Annotated in this window: 17 protein-coding genes; 8 read left to right on the forward strand and 9 right to left on the reverse strand. The window is 72.0% G+C overall.

The features are described from left to right. Positions 1-72 precede the first annotated feature (72 nt). The 5 genes from ACWCP6_RS23260 to ACWCP6_RS23280 form a co-directional block, all read right to left on the reverse strand. The gene (locus ACWCP6_RS23260; protein WP_450934425.1) at positions 73-1,011 is read right to left on the reverse strand and encodes an SCO1860 family LAETG-anchored protein; all 939 of its coding nucleotides are present in this window, start codon (positions 1,009-1,011) and stop codon (positions 73-75) included. A 306-nt stretch (positions 1,012-1,317) separates the two neighbouring features. Then, positions 1,318-2,409, reverse strand: coding sequence for an amidohydrolase family protein (locus tag ACWCP6_RS23265; protein WP_450934426.1), 1,092 nt, complete (start codon positions 2,407-2,409; stop codon positions 1,318-1,320). 212 nt (positions 2,410-2,621) lie between these two features. Next, entirely contained in the window at positions 2,622-3,434 is an 813-nt protein-coding gene (locus ACWCP6_RS23270; protein ID WP_450934427.1) for an amino acid ABC transporter ATP-binding protein, read from the reverse strand. Further along, a complete protein-coding gene (locus tag ACWCP6_RS23275; RefSeq protein ID WP_450934428.1) occupies positions 3,431-4,264 on the reverse strand; it encodes an amino acid ABC transporter permease in 834 nt (277 codons plus the stop codon). Before ACWCP6_RS23275 ends, ACWCP6_RS23270 begins: the two co-directional genes overlap by 4 nt. Then, on the reverse strand, positions 4,261-5,106 hold the full coding sequence (locus ACWCP6_RS23280; protein ID WP_450934429.1) for a transporter substrate-binding domain-containing protein: 846 nt from the start codon (positions 5,104-5,106) through the stop codon (positions 4,261-4,263). Before ACWCP6_RS23280 ends, ACWCP6_RS23275 begins: the two co-directional genes overlap by 4 nt. Positions 5,107-5,298: 192 nt before the next feature. Here ACWCP6_RS23280 and ACWCP6_RS23285 point away from each other — a divergent pair, with 192 nt between their 5' ends. The 5 genes from ACWCP6_RS23285 (at position 5,299) to thpD (ending at position 10,058) form a co-directional block, all read left to right on the forward strand. Next, positions 5,299-6,453, forward strand: coding sequence for a pyridoxal-phosphate-dependent aminotransferase family protein (locus ACWCP6_RS23285; RefSeq protein WP_450934483.1), 1,155 nt, complete (start codon positions 5,299-5,301; stop codon positions 6,451-6,453). A 319-nt stretch (positions 6,454-6,772) separates the two neighbouring features. Beyond that, the gene (gene ectA / locus ACWCP6_RS23290; protein ID WP_450934430.1) at positions 6,773-7,363 is read left to right on the forward strand and encodes a diaminobutyrate acetyltransferase; all 591 of its coding nucleotides are present in this window, start codon (positions 6,773-6,775) and stop codon (positions 7,361-7,363) included. 70 nt (positions 7,364-7,433) lie between these two features. Further along, a complete protein-coding gene (gene ectB / locus ACWCP6_RS23295; protein WP_450934431.1) occupies positions 7,434-8,705 on the forward strand; it encodes a diaminobutyrate--2-oxoglutarate transaminase in 1,272 nt (423 codons plus the stop codon). 49 nt (positions 8,706-8,754) lie between these two features. Beyond that, positions 8,755-9,165 (forward strand): ectoine synthase, encoded by a 411-nt coding sequence (locus ACWCP6_RS23300; protein WP_450934432.1) that lies wholly within the window; start codon positions 8,755-8,757, stop codon positions 9,163-9,165. Between the two features lie 5 nt (positions 9,166-9,170). Continuing rightward, positions 9,171-10,058: an ectoine hydroxylase gene (gene thpD / locus ACWCP6_RS23305; RefSeq protein WP_450934433.1), complete on the forward strand. Its 888-nt coding sequence runs from the start codon at positions 9,171-9,173 to the stop codon at positions 10,056-10,058. Between the two features lie 139 nt (positions 10,059-10,197). Here the strand turns inward: thpD and hutI are convergent, their stop codons facing one another. From hutI to hutU, 4 genes are all read right to left on the reverse strand, one after another. Then, entirely contained in the window at positions 10,198-11,370 is a 1,173-nt protein-coding gene (hutI, locus tag ACWCP6_RS23310) for an imidazolonepropionase (RefSeq protein ID WP_450934434.1), read from the reverse strand. Between the two features lie 105 nt (positions 11,371-11,475). Continuing rightward, entirely contained in the window at positions 11,476-12,807 is a 1,332-nt protein-coding gene (locus ACWCP6_RS23315; RefSeq protein ID WP_450934435.1) for a formimidoylglutamate deiminase, read from the reverse strand. Beyond that, the gene (locus ACWCP6_RS23320; protein WP_450934436.1) at positions 12,804-14,132 is read right to left on the reverse strand and encodes an allantoate amidohydrolase; all 1,329 of its coding nucleotides are present in this window, start codon (positions 14,130-14,132) and stop codon (positions 12,804-12,806) included. The genes ACWCP6_RS23315 and ACWCP6_RS23320 overlap by 4 nt, the downstream gene beginning before the upstream one ends. Next, positions 14,129-15,793, reverse strand: a complete 1,665-nt coding sequence (hutU, locus tag ACWCP6_RS23325; protein ID WP_450934437.1) for a urocanate hydratase — start codon at positions 15,791-15,793, stop codon at positions 14,129-14,131. The genes ACWCP6_RS23320 and hutU overlap by 4 nt, the downstream gene beginning before the upstream one ends. 125 nt (positions 15,794-15,918) lie before the next feature. On the opposite strand from hutU, the gene ACWCP6_RS23330 reads away from it, so the two are divergent. The 3 genes from ACWCP6_RS23330 to ACWCP6_RS23340 all read left to right on the forward strand — a co-directional run bounded on the left by ACWCP6_RS23330 (position 15,919) and on the right by ACWCP6_RS23340 (position 18,973). After that, complete coding sequence (locus ACWCP6_RS23330) at positions 15,919-17,388, forward strand: diaminopimelate decarboxylase (protein WP_450934438.1); 1,470 nt, start codon at positions 15,919-15,921, stop codon at positions 17,386-17,388. Between the two features lie 404 nt (positions 17,389-17,792). Next, positions 17,793-18,200 (forward strand): hypothetical protein, encoded by a 408-nt coding sequence (locus tag ACWCP6_RS23335; protein ID WP_450934439.1) that lies wholly within the window; start codon positions 17,793-17,795, stop codon positions 18,198-18,200. Further along, positions 18,197-18,973, forward strand: a complete 777-nt coding sequence (locus ACWCP6_RS23340; protein WP_450934440.1) for a transcriptional regulator — start codon at positions 18,197-18,199, stop codon at positions 18,971-18,973. Before ACWCP6_RS23335 ends, ACWCP6_RS23340 begins: the two co-directional genes overlap by 4 nt. Positions 18,974-18,988: the final 15 nt, after the last annotated feature.

An 18,988-nucleotide genomic window follows, 5' to 3' on the forward strand; every position in this document is an offset into this window, starting at 1 on the left:
AGCGCTGCGGCGGGACCGGGGCCCTGCGGGCGGTGGGCCCGGGGGTCACCCGGTGGCCGGGTGCGGTGCGGATCAGGACTGGTTGCGGCGGCGGCTTCGGGCCAGGACCGCGGCGCCCGCGACGAGGAGGGCCACCGAGCCGGCGGCGAGGTAGGGGGTCACCGAACTCCCGCCGGTCTCGGCCAGGTTGTCCTTGGCCGGTTCGGGATCGGCCCCGCTCCGGGGCTTGACGTCGTCCACGGGCGCGGCCGGGGCGGAGGCCGCCGGGGCCGGTGCCTCCGGTGCCGCCGGGGCCTCGCAGGTGGCCTTGGCGAGGGTGACCGTGCCCTCGACGTCCGCCACGTTCAGCTTCAACGGGTTGACGGACACCTTCAGTTCGAGAGCGGACGCGGCGGCCGAGTGCGATGTCGTGGTGTGCTGGGACAGGTTGAGGGTGACCTCTCCGACCCCGGGCACCTTGACCTCGGTCGGCCCGCCCGCGGACAGCGTCACCCGCTTGCCCAGGACCGTGACCGCACCCAGCACGTTCGCCTCGGCGACCGGCCGCCTGCCCGCCTCGCACAGTGCCTTGGCCGTGACCTGGTCGACCTCGATGAGCGACAGCAGCGGCAGACCGGGCACATGGACCCTGGCGTGGACGAGCCGTGTCGTCCCCTCGGCCCTGTCCGCGTCGACGACCGCCTTCGCGGAGGCGACGTCGGCCCGCAGCACACTGAACGGCCGACCGCGGTCGACGCCCTTCACCTCCGCCGTCAGGGCGGTCCTGTCCGCGCTCGCGGGAGCCTGGACGTCGTTGAGCGAGACCGTGAGCGGTACGTCCACGGTCTTGTTGAGCAGCGACACGTCGAGGCCGGTGCGCAGGACGACGGCGCCGGCCTTGCCGCCGCCGTGGTGGTCGGTGGCGTGGGCCGGGCCCGCGGTCGCGAGGAGCGCGGGCCCGGCGGCCAGCGCGGTGGCGGCCGTCGCGGCGGCGAGACGGCGTGCGGGCATGCGGAAGACGTTGCTGTTCAAGGTGGTGGGACCCCCACAAGAGACTTCGACAGGTGCACGACGTCGTCGGTCGCCCAACCCACGGGGACACGGCCAGGGCGCCGACGACGTCGTTGCGGGGAATCCTTACGCACGGAGAGTGAACGGTCAGCCACCTGACGTGAGTTCACCCCAAAGTGAGGTTTCCGGGCGTTTGATCGAATATCCCGGCACGTGCGTTCCCATCCGTCACCCGCTCACGTGACCTGCGGGGCGCATACCGGTGGCGACAAGCGGCGCGCACGCCGGTGCGGGCAACCCGCGCTCCCGCTCCGGGTCACTCCCGGGTCACTCCACGATCCGCCCGTTCAGCACCACGCGGCGTGGCGCCGCGAGCACCCGTACGTCGGCCCGCGGATCGCCCTCGTAGACCACCAGATCGGCGGGCGCGCCCTCCGTCAGACCGGGGCGGCCGAGCCACGCCCGCGCACCCCATGCCGTCGCGGAGAGGGCGTCGACCGCGGGCAGGCCGGCGGTGACGAGCTCGGCGACCTCGCCGGCGACCAGGCCGTGGGCGAGTGAGCCTCCCGCGTCCGTACCGACGTAGATCGGAATCCCGGCGTCGTAGGCGGCGCGCACGGTGTCGTAGCGGCGTGCGTGGAGCCGGCGCATATGGTCGGACCAGCGCGGGAACTTCTCCTCGCCGCCCGCCGCGAGCCGCGGGAACGTCGCGATGTTGATCAGCGTCGGCACGATCGCGACCCCGCGCTCGGCGAACAGCGGGATGTCGTCGTCGGTGAGGCCCGTGGCGTGCTCGATGCAGTCGATCCCCGCCTCGACGAGGTCGCGCAGGGAGTCCTCCGCGAAACAGTGGGCGGTGACGCGCGCGCCGAGGCGATGGGCCTCGGCGATCGCCGCCTCGACCGCGTCGCGCGGCCAGCAGGCCGTGAGGTCGCCGGCCTCGCGGTCGATCCAGTCGCCCACGAGTTTCACCCAGCCGTCGCCGCGCCGGGCCTCCTGCGCGACGTAGGCGACGAGGTCGTCGGGCTCGATCTCGTGCGCGTAGTTGCGGATGTAGCGGCGGGTGCGGGCGATGTGCCGCCCCGCACGGATGATCTTGGGGAGGTCCTCGCGGTCGTCGATCCAGCGGGTGTCGGAGGGGGACCCGGCGTCCCGGATGAGCAGGGTGCCGGCCTCGCGGTCGGTGAGTGCCTGCTTCTCGGCGACGTCCGCGTCGACCGGGCCGTGGGCGTCCAGGCCGACGTGGCAGTGGGCGTCGACGAGGCCGGGGAGGGCCCAGCCCTCCACGGTGCGGATGTCCCGGGCGGCCGCGGGGCGGTCGTAGGTGATCCTGCCGCCGACCACCCAGAGTTCGTCCCGCACCTCCTCGGGCCCGACGAGCACCCGCCCCTTCACGTGCAGTACCGCGTGATCGCTCATGCCTCGCACCCTAACGCCGTGCGGTCCGCCGCGGGATGGGCGGGAGCGGGGCCCCGTACGGCCGGACCCGCCGGGCGGGGACGCGCGGTGGCTCCCCACGGGGAGTTCCGGCGAGGCCGCAGTCACCGCACCCGGCACGGGGCCGTGCCCGCCCGCTCTCCGCCCTGGCGGAACGATTGTCCACAGCGGGTACCGGGTGCGACGACGGAGGGCTACTCCTTCTCCTCGACCTCCGCCTTCGCGGGGTCGAGCACGCGGGCCAGGAAGTGGCGGGTCCGCTCGTGGCGCGGATTGCCGATCACCTCGTCCGGGGTGCCCTGTTCCACGATGACGCCGCCGTCCATGAAGACCACGCGGTCGGCGACCTCGCGGGCGAAGGTCATCTCGTGGGTGACGACCATCATCGTCATGCCGTCCTCGGCCAGCCGGCGCATCACGGCGAGGACGTCGCCGACGAGTTCCGGGTCGAGCGCCGAGGTGGGCTCGTCGAAGAGCATCACCTCGGGCCCCATGGCGAGCGCGCGGGCGATGGCGACGCGCTGCTGCTGACCGCCGGAGAGGGCGGAGGGGTACGCCGTCGCCTTCTCGGCCAGGCCCACCCGCTCCAGGTTCTCGGCGGCCACCCGGGCCGCCGCGGCCTTGTCGCGCCGCAGGACCCGCCGCTGCGGCAGCGTGAGGTTCTCGGTCGCCGTCAGGTGCGGGAACAGGTTGAACTGCTGGAAGACCATGCCGATACGGCGCCGCACCGCGTCGATGTCGACGTCGGGGTGGGTGACCTCGGCACCGCCCACGACGACCGTGCCCGAGGTGGGGGTCTCCAGCAGGTTCACACAGCGGAGCAGCGTGGACTTGCCGGAGCCGGACGGGCCGATCACGCAGACGACCTCGCCGGAACCGATCTCCAGGTCGATGCCGCGCAGCACCTCGTTGTCGCCGAACGACTTGTGCAGGCCGCGCACCTGGATCTCGGGTACGGACCCTGCGGATGGAGCGGCGGCGGAGGACGGTGTGCCGACCTTGTTCATCGGGTGTCACCCGCCTTTCCCTCGAGACGGCGCACGACGAAGCCGAGCGGAATGGTGACCAGGAGGTAGCACAGCCCGGCCACCAGGATGGGCGTGGAGTTGGCGGTCTCGCTGGCCAGGTCCCGGCCGAACTTGGCGAGTTCACGCTCCTGGAGCGTGACGCCGAGGAACAGCACCAGCGAGGAGTCCTTGAAGAGCAGCACCAGTTCGTTGGTGAGCGGCGGGATCACGATCCGGAAGGCCTGCGGAATGATGATCGAGACCATGGCGCGGGCGTGCGAGAAGCCCAGCGACCTGGCGGCCTCCATCTGCCCCCTGGGCACGGCCTGGATGCCCGCGCGAATCGTCTCGGCCATGTACGCGGCGGAGACCAGACCGAGGGCGATGGCCACCTTGCCGTAGGTACCGCCGGGGATCTCCGTGCCGGGGAAGGCCAGCGGCACCGCGACGCCGACGAAGATGAAGATCAGCAGCGCGGGCAGGCCGCGGAAGATCTCGATGTAGATCCCGGAGACCCAGCGGTAGGGCGCGACCGAGGAGAGCCGCATCAGCGCGATGACCATGCCGAGGACCAGTCCGACGACGAAGCCGGACATGGTGTAGAGCACGGTGTTGCGCAGCGCCGTCGTGATGATGTCCGGGAACAGCTGCTTGGCCAGGTCGGGCTGCGCGAACTGGTTCGCGAGCCGTCCCCAGTCGGCGGTCGCGCCGATCGCGACGATCGCGGCGACGAAGACGACGTACTGCGCGCCCTGCGAGAGGGCGCGCTTCTGCCGCTTGCTCAGTCCGGTCCTGGTCGGGGTGCGGGTGACGTCCGTGCCGCTGCTCATGAGGCGGACGGGGAGGCCGCGGACTGGCCGTACGGGCCGATCCACTTCTCGTAGAGCTTCTTGTACGTGCCGTCGGCCTTGGCGTCCTTGAGGGCCTTGTTGATCGCGGCGAGGAGCTTGGTGTTGCCCTTCTTCACGGTGAAGCCGTACTGCTCACCGGTGTGGAGGTTGTCCACCAGCTTGAACGCGTCGGCGTTCGCCTTGTCCTTGAGCCAGCCCTGGACGACGGGATAGTCGATGACGACGGCGGAGACCTGGCCGGTGCGCAGACCGTTGAGGACCGCGTCGGAGCTCTCGAAGGAGATCGGGTCGTAGCCCTTCTTCTGGGCGTACTCCTCGCCGGTCGTCTGGGCCTGGGCGCCCAGCTTCTTGTGCTTGGCCTTGAGGTCGGCGAGGGAGTTGACGCCGGCCTTCTTGTCGACGAGGACGGCCTGGGTGGCGTCGAAGTAGGGGTCGGAGAAGTCGACGTTCTTCTTGCGCTCCTCGGTGATGGTCATGCCGGCCGCGGCGAGGTCGCACTGGCCGGAGTTGAGGAAGGCGCCCGTCTTGAAGTTCTCGAAGGGGGTGTCGACGATGTCCTGCTTGACGCCGAGGTTCTTGGCGACCAGGTCGATCAGGGCGACGTCGAAGCCCTGCACCTTGCCGCCGACCTCCGACTGGAAGGGCGGGTACGGAAGGTGGGTGCAGGTCGTGAGCTTGCCGGCCTTGACCACCGGGACACCGTGCGCCGTGGCCTTCTTGCCGCCGTTGTCGCTCGAGGAGCAGCCGGCGGCGAGCATCAGTCCGGCGGCCGCGGTGGTGGCGGCGAGTACGCGGGTGCGGCGGCCGAAGACCGTCTTCACGGGAACCTCCTGAGGGGGTCGGATACGGGGTCCTCAGGCTCTGAATCCCCTCCCAGCCCAAAGAACAGACCTCAGATTATAAGGATAGGTTTGAGTGTCTCAAACCAATCACAAGGTCGATACGCTCGTTCCGCCCCGTATGACCCGGTGAACCGGGGAATCGACGACCCCGTGAGCGAAGAGAGCACCGCTGTGACCCACCCCTTTCTCGATCTTGCCCCGCTGAGCGCCGCGGACTTCGCCGCGATCGAGCGGCGCGTGGCACGACTGCTCCGCACCGAGCAGGACGTGGTGATCACACAGGGCGAGGCGCTGCTGCCCCTCGAGGGCTGCATCCGCGGGGCGGCGGGCCCCGGCACGACGGCGCTGAACGTGATCACGGGCCCGTACGGCCAGACGTTCGGGAACTGGCTGCGGGACGCCGGGGCGACGGTGATCGACCTCACGGTGCCGTTCCACACGGCGGTGACCGCCGACCAGGTCGGCGAGGCGCTGGCCGCGCACCCGGAGATCGGCTTCGTGTCGCTGGTGCACGCGGAGGCGGCGACCGGCAACACGAATCCGGTGGCGGAGATCGGCGAGGTCGTGCGGGCGCACGGCGCGCTGTTCATGCTGGACGCGGTGGCCTCGGTGGGCGCGGAGCCCCTGCTGCCGGACGCGTGGGGCGTGGACCTGTGCGTGATCGGCGCGCAGAAGGCGATGGGCGGTCCGGCGGGCGTCTCGGCGGTGTCGGTGAGCGAGCGGGCGTGGCAGCGGATGGCGGCCAACCCACAGGCGCCGCGCCGCTCGTACCTGTCACTGCTGGACTGGAAGGAGCGGTGGATCGACGGCGGCCGCAAGGCGCTGCTGCACGCTCCGGCGCAGTTGGAGATGCTGGCGCTCGACGCATGCCTGGAGCGCATCGAGGCCGAGGGCCTGGACGCGGTGATGGACCGTCACGCCCGGGCCGCAGCGGCCACCCGGGCGGGCGCCCTGGCGCTGGTACCCGACGGCGCGGGGCACGGCGTATCGGCGGAGGCGGACGGTGCACGGCGGACGCGGGGGCTGGAGCCGTTCGTGCACGAGGCGCGGGATGCGGCTCCGGTGGCGACGACGCTGCGCACCCCCGCGGGCGCCGACGCGTCGGAGCTGGTGGCGAAGGCGCTGGCCGGCACACCGGGGCTGCCCCTGGTGGCGGGCGGCGGGGCGCTGGCCACGGAGATGATCCGGGTCAACCACTACGGTTCCGACGCGACGCCGCAGGCCGTCCGGGCGTCGCTCGCGGCGCTGGGTGCGGCGCTCGCCGAGTCGGGCCTGACGGTGGACGTGGCGGCTGCACACAGTGCGGCGACATCAGCGTTCTGCTAATTTTCAGGGAATTATCCGAGACCTTTTTCACGCGCATTCCGTGAGCAGCTTCCCGTATTCTTCTGCCCGCTTTCCCTCGGACTAAACGCAAAGATTCCGCGAACATCAACCGACGTAATTCGGGCGGGTGCCGTCCGAGTTACACGCGTGTGACGCATTCCACAAGGCGCCCACTTCGCCCCTTAAATCCGGGGCGAAGTGGGCGTTTTCCCGTCCTGCTCGCGCAGGAGCACGCGCCCGCGTGATAACACAACAGGCCGCCCGATGTAACCCCGCCCGACGATGCAATTTCAAAAAGTGGTCGGTAAATTCAATTTGCATGACCGCTGCACAAGCAGACCTACAGCCCGACACCCGAGCAGACCTGCCGGCAGAAGCAGAGGCGCAATTCCTGGAAATGCCGGAAGGCCTGCGCGCCGACCGCCCGACGGTGGCGGACGGCGCCGCGCTCTGGCGGATCGCCCGGGACTCCAAGACCCTCGACCTGAACTCCTCGTACAGCTATCTGCTGTGGTGCCGTGACTTCGCCGGCACCTCGGTGGTGGCGCGCGACGCGGACGGCGAGCCGGTCGGGTTCATCACCGGCTACATCCGTCCGGAGCGTCCCGGGACCCTGGTCGTGTGGCAGGTGGCCGTCGACGAGGCGCACCGCGGCCGCGGTCTGGCCGCCGCGCTGCTCGACGGGCTGACCTCGCAGGTCGCCGCCGAGCGCGCGCTGATCTCGGTCGAGACCACCATCACACCCGGCAACACCGCGTCGGAGCGTCTGTTCACCTCGTACGCCGCCCGGCACGACGCGCCGCTGGAGCGCGAGGTGCTGTTCGCCGCCGAGGTGTTCCCGGAGGGCGAGGCGCACGACCCCGAGGTGCTGTACCGCATCGGTCCGCTGGCCCTTCCCCGCACGGCGTAGCCCGCTCGGCGTTCCCCCCACCCCCCGAGCCCTCAACCCCTCACACCCCATATCTCCCAGGAGAAATGCTGTGACCATCACCCAGCCCGACCTGAGCGTCTTCGAGACCGTGGAGTCGGAGGTGCGGAGCTACTGCCGTGGCTGGCCCACCGTCTTCGACCGGGCGCTGGGCAGCCGCATGTACGACGAGGACGGTCACGAGTACCTCGACTTCTTCGCCGGTGCCGGGTCCCTCAACTACGGCCACAACAACCCCGTCCTCAAACGCGCCCTGATCGACTATCTGGAGCGGGACGGCGTCACGCACGGCCTCGACATGTCGACGACGGCCAAACGCGGGTTCCTGGAGGCCTTCCAGAACATCGTGCTGCGCCCGCGCGACCTGCCGTACAAGGTCATGTTCCCGGGCCCGACGGGCACCAACGCCGTGGAGTCGGCGCTGAAGCTGGCCCGCAAGGTCAAGGGCCGGGAGTCGATCGTGTCGTTCACGAACGCCTTCCACGGCATGTCGCTCGGCTCGCTCGCCGTCACCGGCAACGCGTTCAAGCGCGCCGGGGCCGGAATCCCGCTGGTGCACGGCACGCCGATGCCGTTCGACCACTACCTGGACGGGCAGGTGCCCGACTTCCTGTGGTTCGAGCGGCTGCTCGAGGACCAGGGCTCCGGCCTCAACCAGCCCGCGGCCGTGATCGTCGAGACGGTGCAGGGCGAGGGCGGCATCAACGTGGCGCGCGCGGAGTGGCTGCGCGGACTCGCCGACCTGTGCGCGCGGCGCGACATGCTGCTGATCGTCGACGACATCCAGATGGGCTGCGGCCGGACCGGCGCCTTCTTCTCCTTCGAGGAGGCGGGCATCGTGCCGGACATCGTGACCGTCTCCAAGTCGATCAGCGGCTACGGACTGCCGATGTCGCTGTGCCTGTTCAAGCCGGAGCTGGACGTCTGGGAGCCGGGCGAGCACAACGGCACGTTCCGCGGGAACAACCCCGCCTTCGTGACGGCGGCCGCCGCACTGGAGACGTACTGGAGCGACGGCCCCGCGATGGAGAAGCAGACCCTGACGCGCGGCCAGCAGGTCGAGCAGGGGCTGATCGCGCTCACCGAGGAGAACCTCGCGGACGTCAAGGAGTACCGGGGCCGCGGCCTGGTGTGGGGCATCGAGTTCCACGACAAGGCACGGGCCGGCCGAGTTGCTCAGCGGGCCTTCGAACTGGGCCTGCTGATCGAGACGTCGGGACCGGAGAGCGAGGTCGTGAAACTCCTGCCCGCGCTCACCGTCACGCCCGACGAGCTGGACGAGGGGCTGCGGACCCTGACCCGGGCGGTCCGGGAGACCGCCTGAACCAGGGCCCCGCGCCACCCCCTCACGTAAGAAAGGAAGTTGCACCACCGTGATCGTCCGATCCTTCAAGGACATCGAAGGCACCGACCGGCATGTCAAGGCCGCCTCCGGGACCTGGGAGAGCAAGCGCATCGTGCTGGCCAAGGAGAAGGTCGGCTTCTCCTTCCACGAGACCGTCCTGTACGCGGGCACGGAGACGTCGATGTGGTACGCGAACCACATCGAGGCCGTCCTCTGCGTGGAGGGCGAGGCCGAGCTGACGAACGACGAGACCGGCGAGAAGCACTGGATCACGCCCGGCACGATGTACCTGCTGGACGGCCACGAGCGGCACACCATGCGGCCCAGGACCGACTTCCGCTGTGTGTGCGTCTTCAATCCCCCGGTGACCGGACGGGAGGACCACGACGAGAACGGCGTCTACCCGCTGCTGACCGAACCCGAGACCGAGGAGGCCTGAGACCCATGGCGACCCTGACCGACCTGTACCCGAGCCGTGGCACCGCCGAGGTGTCCGTGCCGCGCCAGGACCCGGTCGTCTGGAGCCCGCCGGGCGCACCGGGGCCGATCAGCACGTCCGATCTGCACGCGTACGAGCGTGACGGCTTCCTCGCGGTCGACCAGCTGATCACCGACGAGGAGGTCGCGGTCTACCACGCGGAGCTGGAGCGCCTGGTCTCGGACCCGGCGATCCGGGCGGACGAGCGGTCGATCGTGGAGCCGGCGTCGCAGGAGATCCGCTCGGTCTTCGAGGTGCACCGGATCAGCGAGCTGTTCGAGGCGCTCGTGCGTGACGAGCGTGTGGTGGGCCGGGCGCGGCAGATCCTCGGCTCGGACGTGTACGTCCACCAGTCGCGGATCAACGTCAAGCCGGGCTTCGGTGCGAGCGGCTTCTACTGGCACTCGGACTTCGAGACCTGGCACGCCGAGGACGGTCTGCCGAACATGCGGACCGTGTCCGTCTCGATCGCGCTGACCGAGAACTACGACACCAACGGCGGTCTCATGATCATGCCGGGGTCGCACAGGACGTTCCTCGGCTGCGCGGGTGCGACGCCGCAGGACAACTACAAGAAGTCGCTCCAGATGCAGGACGCGGGCACTCCGTCGGACGAGGCGCTGACGAAGTTCGCCGACCGGCACGGCATCAGACTCTTCACGGGCCGGGCCGGGTCGGCGACCTGGTTCGACTGCAACTGCATGCACGGCTCCGGCGACAACATCACGCCGTATCCGCGGAGCAACGTCTTCATCGTGTTCAACAGCGTGGAGAACGCTGCGGTGGAGCCGTTCGCGGCACCGGTGCGCCGGCCGGAGTTCATCGGCGCGCGGGACTTCACTCCCGTGCGGTGACGCGGAAACCACTCGCGGCCGGGCCCGGCACCCCCCGGGGGGGGGGGGGGGCGGCCGGGGGCGGGGGGGGTGTACCCCCGCGGGGGGGGCGGGGCGGCCCCCCGCCCCCCGCCGCGGGGCCGTGGGACCGGACCGCGGCTCAGACCGCGCGTGTGCCGCGCCGCCAGACCCCAGTGACCAGCGGGACGCCCGGCCGGTAGGCCAGGTGGACGTGGCTGGGCGCGTCGAGCAGCGCAAGGTCGGCGTAGGCGCCCGGGGAGACCCGGCCGATGTCGGCGCGGCGCAGTGCACGCGCGCCGCCCCCCGTCGCCGACCAGACGGCCTCGTCCGGGGTCATGCCCATGTCCCGTACCGCGAGGGCGATGCAGAACGGCATCGAGGACGTGAACGACGACCCCGGGTTGCAGTCCGTGGACAGCGCGACGGTCACACCCGCGTCCAGCAGCCGGCGGGCGTCGGGCCACTCCGCGCGCGTGGAGAACTCCGCGCCGGGGAGCAGGGTCGCCACGGTGTTGCCGTGTGCGAGGGCCGACACGTCCTCGTCGGTCAGGTGGGTGCAGTGGTCGGCGCTCGCCGCGTCCAGCTCCACGGCGAGCTGCACTCCGGGGCCGTACGAGAGCTGGTTCGCGTGGACGCGCGGGATGAGCCCCTTCGCGCGGCCGGCCGTGAGCACGGCCCTCGCCTGGTCGCCGTCGAAGGCGCCCTTCTCGCAGAACACGTCCACCCAGCGGGCGTGCGGGGCGCAGGCCTCCAGCATCTCGCCGGTGACGAGGTCCACGTACGCGGCCGGGTCGTCGGCGTAGTCCGGGGACACGATGTGGGCGCCGAGGTAGGTCACCTCGTCCGTGTGCCGGGCGGCGATGCGCAGGGCCCGGGCCTCGTCCTCCACGGTGAGCCCGTAGCCGGACTTGGTCTCGAAGGTCGTGGTGCCCTGGCGCAGGGCCTCCCGGAGGTGGTGCGTGAGGTTGGCCTCCAGTTCGGCGTCCGAGGCGGCACGGGTCGCTGCGACCGTGGTGCGGATGCCGCCCGCCGAGTAGGGGCGGCCCGACATACGGGCATTGAACTCCTCGGTGCGGTCGCCCGCGAAGACGAGGTGGGAGTGGGAGTCCACGAAGCCGGGGATGACGGCGCGGCCGCCCGCGTCGTACGCCGTGTCGGCGGCCGGGGCGTCGGCGGTGGGGCCCACCCAGGCGATCCGCTCCCCGTCGACCACGACGGCGGCGTCCCGCACCAGGCCGAGGGGGCCCTCGCCCAGCGCCCGGTCGTTGGTGACGAGGCTTCCGATGTTGCTGATGACCGTGCTGTTGCTCATGTCTTCCTCTCTGCCGTCCGCCCGTCCCCGGCACCCGGGCCGCGCACCGTGCCCTCGCGGCCCGGTTGCCGAGCGGTCCGGTGCCGAGCCGTCCGGGCGGCGGCCTCAGGCCCTCAGTGCCCCGATGGCTTCGGTCAGTTCGCGCGCCACGTCCGGCACCGCGGTGTGGACGCCGTCGCGGACCACATGGCGTCCGCCCACCACCGAGTGCCGCACGTCGGCCGCCGTGGCCGCGAACACGGCCGTCTCGGCGCCGAGCCGCGGCACGGGACCGGCGGTCCGGACCGAGTCCAGCGCGACGGTGGTGAGATCGGCCAGGGCACCGACCTCGATGGTTCCGGCGTCGGTCCACCCCAGCGCCGCGTGACCGTCGGCCGTGGCCGCCCGCAGCAGCGCGGCCGCCGTCCAGTGGCCCCGGGTCCGGGTCCGCAGCCGCTCGTCCAGCTCCATCGCCCGCGCCTCCTCCAGGAGGTCGATCACGGCGTGGCTGTCCGAGCCGAGGGAGAGCGGGCTGCCCGCCGCCTGGAGCGCCACCGCGGGGCCGATGCCGTCGGCCAGGTCCCGCTCCGTCGTCGGGCACATGCACGTGCCGGTGCCGGACCCGCCGATCAGCGCGATGTCCTCGTCGGTGAGGTGGGTGTTGTGGACGCCGGTGGTGCGCGGTCCGAGCACCCCGTGGTCGGCGAGCAGCCGTGTCGGCGTACAGCCGTGCGCGGCCCGGCAGGCGTCGTTCTCCGCGGTCTGCTCGGACAGATGGACGTGCAGCGGGGCGCGCCGGTCCTGCGCCCATTGCGCCACGGTGGTGAGCTGCACCGCCGGGACGGCCCGGACCGAGTGGATCGCCGCCCCGATCCGCACCCCGTCCCGATCCTTGAGCAGCGAGGCCCGCTCGGCCCACTTCTCGGCCGTGCCGTCGGAGAACCGCAGCTGGTGGCGGTTGGGTGCCTCGCCGAAACCGGACGACAGATACGCCGTATCCAGCAGCGTGATGCGGATGCCCGCGTCCTCGGCGGCCGCGATCAGGGCCTCCCCCATGGCGTTGGGGTCGGCGTACGGCGCGCCGCCGGGCGCATGGTGCACGTAGTGGAACTCGCCGACGGTCGTGACCCCGGCGAGCGCCATCTCCGCGTACACGGCCCGCGCCAGCCGGTGGTACGTCTCCGGGGTGAGCCGGTCCGCCACCGAGTACATGACCTCGCGCCACGTCCAGAAGGTGCCGGAGCCCACCTGCACGGTGCCGCGCAGCGCCCGGTGGAAGGCGTGCGAGTGGGCGTTGGCGAGACCCGGGAGGGTCAGTCCGCGCAGGATCTCGGCGCCGGGCGGCGGCCCGTCCTGCTCCGTGCGGACGGCGCCGATCCGCCCGTCGGCCACGTCGACGGCCACGCCCGGCTCGACATGGGTGTCGAGCCAGGCGTACTCCAGCCAGTACGTCTTCACTGATCTCCACCTCGTGAGGGCGCGCACGCGAGCCCCTGCAGTACGTCGGCGAGTGCGGTCACCCCGGCGAGGCAGTCGTCCTCGGCGGCGTGCTCGGCCGGGGAGTGCGAGACGCCCGTCGGGTTGCGTACGAACAGCATGGCGGTGGGAACGGTCCCGGAGAGTATTCCGGCGTCGTGTCCCGCGCCCGTGCCGAGCACGGGCACCGGACGCCCGCCGCCGAGGAGCCGGCCGAGCTCGTCCCGCAGGGCGTGCTCGAACTCGACGACCGGCGTGAACGACTCGCGCACGACGGCGAGTTCGATGCCGTGCCGCTCCGCGTACTCCTGGGCGGCCTTCTCGATGCCGGTGACCACGGCGTCCAGGGTCGCCTGGTCGGCGGCGCGCGAGTCGAGCCAGCCGCGGACGAGGGACGGGATGGCATTGACGCCGTTCGGCTCGACCGCGATCTTACCGAAGGTGGCGACGGCGCCTGCGAGTTCCGCCTCGCGACGGGCCGCGAGGACGGTCTCCGCGTACGACAGCATCGGGTCGCGCCGGTCCACCAGACGGGTCGTGCCGGCGTGGTTGGCCTCGCCCCGGAAATCGAACCGCCAGCGGCCGTGCGGCCAGATGGCGGACGCGATGCCGACGGGGTCGCCCGACAGGTCCAGGGCCCGCCCCTGTTCCACGTGCAGTTCGACGAACGCGCCGATGCGGGCAAGCCGCTCCGGGTCCGGGCCGATCGCCGACGGGTCGTAACCGGCGGCCTCCATGGCCTGCGGGAGGGTGATGCCGTCACCGTCGGTCAGCAGGTGCGCCTGCTCGACCGTGAGCCGGCCCGCCGTGAGGCGGGAGCCGACGCAGGCCAGGCCGAACCGGGCGCCCTCCTCGTCGCCGAAGTTGACGATCCCCAGCGGTCTGGTGAACTCCGCTCCCCTCCCGCGGAGTTCGTCGAGCGCGGCGAAGGCGGACACCACGCCCAGGGGGCCGTCGAAGGCGCCGCCGTCCGGCACGGAGTCCAGGTGCGAGCCCGTGACGACGGCGTCACCGGCCGCCGGGTCCCCGAGCCAGGCCCACTGGTTGCCGTTGCGGTCCACCTCGTGGGTGAGCCCGCGCGCCTCGGCCTGCTCCCGGAACCACTCCCGGCAGTCGGCGTCGGCCCCGGTCCAGGCGAACCTGCGGTACCCGCCGCTGTCCGGGTGCCGCCCGACCGGCAGGAGCTCCCGCCACATGTCGAGGAAGCTACCGCCGGGGTACGGGCGGCCGTCGCGCCGGGCGTCCCCCGAGGGTCCGGGGGCACCGGTGGCGGCACGGCCTCCCGCAGGGGTCGCGTCGTGCGTCACGCGCTCTCACCCTCGCGCATGGGAACCCGCACGCCCCGCTCGTCGGCGACCCGCTCCGCGATGTCGTACCCGGCGTCGACGTGCCGGATGACGCCCATGCCCGGGTCGTTCGTCAGGACGCGGCGGATCTTCTCGCCGGCGAGGGCGGTGCCGTCGGCCACCGTCACCTGGCCAGCGTGGATGGAGCGGCCCATGCCGACGCCGCCGCCGTGGTGGATGGAGACCCAGGAGGCGCCGGACGCGACATTGACCATGGCGTTGAGCAGCGGCCAGTCGGCGATCGCGTCGGAGCCGTCGAGCATGGCCTCGGTCTCCCGGTACGGGGAGGCGACGGAGCCGCAGTCGAGGTGGTCACGGCCGATCGCCAGCGGTGCCGCCAGCTCGCCGCTCGCCACCATGTCGTTGAAGCGCTCGCCCGCGCGGTCCCGCTCGCCCTGGCCGAGCCAGCAGATGCGCGCCGGGAGGCCCTGGAAGTGGACGCGCTCGCCGGCCATCTTGATCCAGCGGTGCAGGGACTCGTTCTCGGGGAAGAGGTCGAGCATCGCCCTGTCCGTCTTGGCGATGTCGGAGGCCTCGCCGGAGAGCGCCGCCCAGCGGAAGGGGCCCTTGCCCTCGCAGAAGAGGGGCCGGATGTACGCCGGTACGAAGCCGGGGAAGGCGAAGGCACGGTCGTAACCGGCCAGCTGCGCCTCGCCGCGGATCGAGTTGCCGTAGTCGAAGACCTCGGCGCCTGCGTCCATGAAGCCGACCATGGCCTCCACATGCCGGGCCATCGCCTCACGGGCACGGGTGGTGAAGCCCGCCGGGTCCTTCGCCGCGTACGAGGCCATGTCGTCGAAGTCCACGCCGACCGGGAGATACGACAGCGGGTCGTGGGCCGACGTCTGGTCGGTGACGATGTCGATGGGGGCACCCTCGGCGAGCATGCGGGGCAGCAGCTCCGCCGCGTTGCCGAGCAGGCCGATGGAGAGCGGCTTGCGCTGGTCGCGGGCCTCGGTGGCCAGCCGGAGCGCGTGCTCCAGGGAGTCGGCCTTCACGTCCAGGTAGCGGTGCTCGATGCGGCGTTCGATGGCGCGCGGGTCGCAGTCGATGCAGATCGCGACGCCGTCGTTCATGGTGACGGCGAGCGGCTGGGCGCCGCCCATGCCGCCGAGACCGGCGGTCAGGGTGATCGTGCCGGCCAGCGTGCCGCCGAACTTCTTCGCGGCGACGGCGGCGAACGTCTCGTAGGTGCCCTGGAGGATGCCCTGGGTGCCGATGTAGATCCAGGAGCCGGCCGTCATCTGGCCGTACATGGTGAGGCCGAGCGCCTCGAGGCGGCGGAACTCCTCCCAGTTCGCCCAGTCGCCGACCAGGTTGGAGTTGGCGATGAGGACGCGCGGGGCCCACTCGTGGGTCTGCATGACGCCGACCGGGCGGCCCGACTGGACGAGCATGGTCTCGTCCTGCTTCAGGGTCCGCAGGGTGCGCACCATCGCATCGAAGGAGCGCCAGTCACGGGCGGCCTTCCCCGTCCCGCCGTACACGACGAGCTTGTCCGGGTGCTCGGCGACCTCGGGGTCGAGGTTGTTCTGGAGCATCCGGAGGGCGGCTTCCTGCTGCCATCCCAGGGCGCTCAGTTCCGTACCGCGCGGAGCTCGGACGGGGCGGGGTCCTGACATGGTCTGCCTCCCGGGGAAGTGGGCACGAGTGTTTCTCTGTCTATTCACATCCTGATGTGCTGAATAGAACTAGTCAACACCTTCGCGGCCCCGCATCGCCGCGGCCCGGATGATTGGCTGGATCCATGGCTGAGGGCGGAGCACACGAAGCACACCGGACCCACGGGACGCACGAGGACCACGGGCCGCGCGAAGGCCGACGGGCACGGGCCGACCACGGCCGGCCGACGGGCGGGGGCCGCGCACCGCTCGGGAGCCCCGACACGGGCGGGGCGGCCGCGGCCCGCCGTGACGAGGCCGTGCGCGCGGCCGTGGAGCAGGGGGTCGTCGGGCCCGGAACACCCCTCGCCGGACTGCTGGACGTCACGGGCATCCGGGAGAGCGCCGCCCGGCTGACGGCCGCCTTCGACGCGGTCGTGGCACCGGGTACACCGGTGCTGCACGCCTTCGCGGTCAAGGCGAGCCCGCTCGTCCCGGTGCTGCGGCTGCTGTGGAGCGAGGGCATCGGCGCGGAGGTCGCGAGCCCCGGCGAGCTGGCGCTGGCCCGCGCCGCGGGCGTGCCGGCCGACCGCACGGTCCTGGACTCGCCCGCCAAGACGGAGGACGAACTGCGGCAGGCGCTCGCCCTGGGCATCGCCGTCAACGCGGACAACCCCCAGGAGCTCGCCCGTATCGACGCCCTGGTCGCGCGGGCCGCCACCGCGTCGCCCGTCGGGCTGCGGGTCAACCCGCAGGTCGGCGGAGGCTCCATCGACGCACTGTCGACGGCGACCCCGACGTCCAAGTTCGGCGTGGCCCTGCGGGACGAAGGAGCGCGCGAGTGGGTCGTACGCGCCTTCCTGGACCGGCCGTGGCTGACCCGGCTGCATGCGCACTCGGGCTCCCAGGGGATGCCGCTGGAGCTGATGGCCCGGGGCGTCGCGGAGACGTACGCGCTCGCCGAGGAGATCAACACGCGCGCGGGGCGGCGGCAGGTCGACACGATCGACATCGGCGGCGGGCTGCCCGTCAACTTCACCTCCGACGAGCAGACCCCGACGTACGCGGCGTACGCGGGACTGCTCGCCGACCGGGTCCCCGGCCTCTTCGACGGCCGCTACGGCCTGGTGACCGAGTTCGGCCGCTCCCTGCTCGCCAAGCACGGCACGGTGCTGGCCCGCGTCGAGTACACGAAGACCTCCGGAGGCCGCCGTATCGCCGTCACCCACGCGGGCGTCCAGATCGCGGCCCGCACCGTGTACGCGCCGGACGCCTGGCCCCTGCGGATCGCCGCGTACGACGCGAAGGGCCGGCCGCGGACCGGCGCCGCGGTCCCCCAGGACGTGGCGGGCCCGGCGTGCTTCGCGGGAGACCTGCTGGCCGTGAACCGTTCGCTCCCGCCGCTCGAACAGGGCGACTACGCGGCGGCCCTGGACACCGGCGCCTACTACTTCGCGCACCACTACGCGTACAACTCGCTCGCCCGTCCGGCGGTCCACGGGTTCACGACCGGCCCGCGGGGCGAGGTGCGCTTCGCGCTCGTACGCCCGGAGCAGACCCTCGACGAGATCGTCGCGGAGTCGGGCGGGGCACAGGCCGGCGCCCTGACGGACTGATGGGCTGCCGGGCTGCCGGGCTGCCGGCCGATGCCCCGGTGCGCTCACGGACCGACGGGCCGTCGGCGGGCCGGTCGGCGCAACGGAGCACCGGGGACGGCGGTTGGACGAACCGAGCGGCCCGGCGGATTGACGAACTGGTGAGCGAGCATGGCCCGGGGGCCCCGCCACTGACGAACTGGCGAGCTGACGCTGAAGCCACCCCGGCCAAGTGAGCACAAAGAAACGCAGAACATTCACTTTCGATCAGGCGTGCCAGGTTCCGCTATCAAGTTCCGTCAGTCGCGGGCATGTTCCTTTGGAAAATGCCAGACCCTCCCCATGGACCCATGTGCGGTGCGTAACGTCCTGGTCACCGGGTGCGGGCCCACCGCCCCGGTCGCGCCCATGGGGAGGGGAGCCGCGTGCCCGGAATCGACGTATGTCTGCTGGAAGCGATGACGCTGCCCGGTGCGCGGGGGGCGGCGATCGTCGACTGGACCAGCGGGCTGGCCCTCGGTTCGGTCGGCGAGTCGGCCAACGGGGACCATGAGGCGACGGCCGCCGAGACCGCGGAAATGGCGCGCTCCGCCGCCGAGTACGCGGTCTTCGCCCCGGGGGAGCCACGGGCCGGTGAGGCGGAGGCGGCCAAGGGGCCGGCCGTCGAGGACCTCGTGGTCGCCACCCGCACCGCGTTCCACGTCATGCGCTTCGTCGAGACGACGTTCGACAGCAGTGTCTTCCTCTACCTCTGGATGGACCGGGACACCGGCAACCTCGCCCTGGCCCGCATCCGGCTCAGAGACCTGGCGGAACGGCTGGTACTGGCATGAGCACCGCCGGGACCACTGCGATATCCCCGATGCTCCTGCGCCTGGCGAGCGAACGCGCCACGGGCGCACTCCTCCGCGACCAGGGCACCCTCTACCTCGCCGACGGCCGCATCGTCCACGCGGAGAGTCCCGCGGCGCCCGGGCTCGACGTCCTGCTGACCGCGGGCGGCACCCTCCCGCCCGAGGACTGGCAGGAGGCGATCGACCGGGCCGGGGCGCGCGGCACGGTCGGCCGTCATCTGGTCGACAGCGGACGGCTCGCCGAGGGCGAACTCCAGATGTGCCACCTCGGCGCGCTGTTCGACGCCGCCTACTTCGTGCTCGGGCCGACCACCGGACCGACCCGGTTCCGCTACGGCGTCGCGCACTGGCTCGGCCGCGTCCAGGAGGTCACCGCCGAGGCGGTCGACCGCGAGTCGCGGCGGCGCCGCGCCCTGCTCGACGGGGTCTGCCCGTACCCCGAGCTCGACACGGCGCCCGTGGTCCCCCGTGCGCCCGCGCCCGGGCAGGCCGTCACCGGACGTCTGCGCGCGGTGCTGCGGCTGGCGGACGGGGTGCGCACGCCGTCGGCCATCGCCTGGGAACTCGGCCGCCCCGCCTTCCACACGCTCCTCGAGGTCCGCCGGCTGGCCGCCGCGGGTCTCGTCGAAACGGCGGTCCGCTCCGCCGCGGCCCTGCCACCGGCGCTCCCCGACTGGGTCACCGTGAGCGCCGAGGACCCCGACATCGCCCTGTTACGCCGGCTCCGTGACGCCCTGGAGGCAACGCTGTGAATGCCCGCACCGCCC

The sequence above is a fragment of the Streptomyces sp. NPDC002004 genome (assembly GCF_053593975.1).